The 2,535-nt window shown below is 59.8% G+C and carries 4 protein-coding genes; 2 read left to right on the forward strand and 2 right to left on the reverse strand.

Features of this window, described 5'->3' with window-relative positions:
• Positions 1–640 precede the first annotated feature (640 nt).
• Positions 641–919 carry a hypothetical protein gene (locus tag AC5JJ6_RS08780; RefSeq protein WP_496041669.1) on the forward strand — a complete coding sequence of 93 codons (279 nt, stop codon included), beginning with the start codon at positions 641–643 and terminating at the stop codon, positions 917–919.
• Positions 900–1,370, forward strand: coding sequence for a response regulator (locus tag AC5JJ6_RS08785; protein ID WP_496041670.1), 471 nt, complete (start codon positions 900–902; stop codon positions 1,368–1,370). Before AC5JJ6_RS08780 ends, AC5JJ6_RS08785 begins: the two co-directional genes overlap by 20 nt.
• A 55-nt stretch (positions 1,371–1,425) precedes the next feature.
• Here AC5JJ6_RS08785 and AC5JJ6_RS08790 read toward each other — a convergent pair whose 3' ends face one another.
• Entirely contained in the window at positions 1,426–1,590 is a 165-nt protein-coding gene (locus AC5JJ6_RS08790) for a hypothetical protein (RefSeq protein ID WP_496041671.1), read from the reverse strand.
• Positions 1,591–1,831: 241 nt separating this feature from the next.
• Positions 1,832–2,535, reverse strand: a 704-nt coding sequence (locus AC5JJ6_RS08795; protein WP_496041672.1) for a DNA translocase FtsK, incomplete at its 5' end; no start/stop codon positions are given.

A 2,535-nucleotide genomic window follows, 5' to 3' on the forward strand; every position in this document is an offset into this window, starting at 1 on the left:
CTTGGCGCACATCGCTGCCCTGGGCAGGCAATTCAGCCTGCGGACGAGGCAACGATATAGCGACTCGCTTGGCGGAAGACCAGGAAAGTGTGAGCGGACGCAACAAGCCTTACGAGCCCACGGCGCAATGCTGTTATTGATTTAACATCAGGTTAACAGCTCTATTTACCTATTTAAAGAAAACTAGCCTACCAAGAACGTCGCTGATTAAAATCCTGACAACCGTAACGTAGCGAGCGACCGCATTTACCTGGCTGCGAAATCGCAGCGCTCACCGGATTGCGATATCGCAGCATCGCACTTGCATCATGACGATATTTCATAAGCCGCTGGCGAAACTTTTTCGATGTGAGCTATTCCCTGACTGCGTCTCTCCGTCAATTCGCCTGCTTTTGACATTTTTCCAACCCGCCTGACATGAGGCTGGTCCGGTACAGCCGCCCATCGGACCTAGTGTTGAAAATAATAAACATCGCTCTGTTGAATATATTCGACGGCAGAACCGTCCCGGAAGGGCCGGCACAACCGCCTTAAGCACTGAATACCTCTTTATTGACCAACTCTTTCACCCGGTAATCCCGCACCCTTTCAGCCGTTGGAGACGGGGAGAGGACCCGATGCACGCGCCGGGGAAAACGCGATGCTGAAGTTGGGCACGTGGGTTGAATACGAAAAGCAGACCGGCCGGATCGTCGGCCGCACGTTCGAGGGCCAGCCCAAATACGACGTGATGCTGGCCGATGGCACCATCCGCCCGAACGTCCGGGAGGGCGACCTGGCGACTCTTCCGCATATGGAGCCAGACTTACGGTCCCGAGACCTGGGAACGGGCGACCGGCCAGCTAAATCCATGGACCACGAGCAAACAGATCACGAGCGAACAGCAGGGGAGGCCCGCAATGCGGATTTTGATCGTTGAAGACGACCGGATGCTGGCTGCCGGGTTGGCCATGATGGTGGAGGGCGCCGGACACGAAGTCGTCGGCCATGCGGTCACCGTTCGTGCCGCCATGGATCTCGCCCGTGCCCACACGCCGGACCTGACGCTGATGGACATAGACCTCGGCCTCGGAGGCAGCGGGATTGCCGCGGCGCGCGGCATGAGGAAGCATCACGGCCTGACGTCCCTGTTCGTCACCGAACATCCGGAAAGGGCTCGGCAGGCGCCAGACGCCGCCCTGGGCGTTCTCATGAAGCCCTATGGCAACGACGCCGTTCGCGCCACCCTGGACGCCGCATCGCTGCTTCTGGCGGGCGGACAGGTTTCAGCCATTGACCTCCCGTCCGGCCTTGAGATCTTCCCTTCGGAGCCGAAGCCGGCCCACCCGCCGGCGCCTGCCGCCGGGGTCGGAATTGAAATGGGCCGCTGACCTGGAGGTCAGCGGCCCATGCCCCTGATTGGACGAAAACGATAGTGCAGGACGGTCAGGCGGCTAGGCGATCAGCCTCGGCGCGCCGGTTCCGGCGGACGCGAGCGATCATCTCTTCAAGCTTCCAACGCTCTACCGCATCGCGGCGCATGAGGATCTGGACGATGGGGTCGTTCAACAAATCGTCCAGCGTAGGCTCCTGACGTTCATTGCCGATCATGGCGTCTCTCCCCTTGGTGGCGCAGTCGATTATGTTATAGCGCTCTCACCTTACCGGCGCTTTACACCTTTGTGATGTTAATGTTACCTGATGTTCATGATGTTTTCGAGAGTAAAATCCAAGGCTGGGCCAGAATAATTGGCCCATAACTTTTATCGAAGATCGAAAAAATCCCATCTATCTTGGGCTTCGTAATTGGTCATACCAGCGAACTCTTGTTCGCAACTGCAGCAAAAGTTAATCATTCACCATCACGGCTAAAAGCTTCGCTGCGTGATGATACCAGTACTTCACGTTTGCCCACGTGGTTTGCCGAGCTGACTATGCCCTCCGCTTCCATCCGGTCCACCAGCCGGGCCGACCTGTTGTAGCCGATCTGCAGGCAGCGCTGGATGAAGCTGACCGATGCCTTGCGCTCGCGGGTTACCAGGGCGACGGCATGTTCGTACAGTTCGTCGTCGCTGCCGGTGAACGGTGCCGCACCTTCTTCCGGGGTGGGGGAGGGGGCTTCGGCCTCGTCGTCGCCGTTGTGGTCGTCGTCTTCCGTGATGGAATGCAGGTAGTCGGGCGTCCCTTGCTCCTTCAGGTGGCGCACGACTTCCTCGACCTCCTCGTCGGAGACGAACGGCCCGTGGACGCGGGTGATCCGGCCGCCGCCGGCCATGTAGAGCATGTCGCCCTGGCCGAGCAGCTGTTCGGCGCCCTGTTCGCCCAGGATGGTGCGGCTGTCGATCTTGCTGGTGACCTGGAAGCTGATGCGGGTCGGGAAGTTGGCCTTGATCGTGCCGGTGATGACGTCCACCGACGGCCGCTGGGTCGCCATGATCAGGTGGATGCCGGCGGCGCGCGCCATCTGCGCCAGTCGCTGGATCGCCGCCTCGATGTCCTTGCCCGCCACCAGCATCAGGTCGGCCATCTCGTCGACCACCACCACGATATAGGGCA

This window comes from Skermanella sp. (genome assembly GCF_059503625.1).

Excerpts from the sequence above, each read along its gene's own strand:
- AC5JJ6_RS08780 (WP_496041669.1), top strand. The coding sequence starts at position 641 with ATGCTGAAGTTGGGCACGTGGGTTGAATACGAAAAGCAGACCGGCCGG.
- AC5JJ6_RS08785 (WP_496041670.1), top strand. The coding sequence starts at position 900 with ATGCGGATTTTGATCGTTGAAGACGACCGGATGCTGGCTGCCGGGTTG.
- AC5JJ6_RS08790 (WP_496041671.1), bottom strand. The coding sequence starts at position 1,590 with ATGATCGGCAATGAACGTCAGGAGCCTACGCTGGACGATTTGTTGAAC.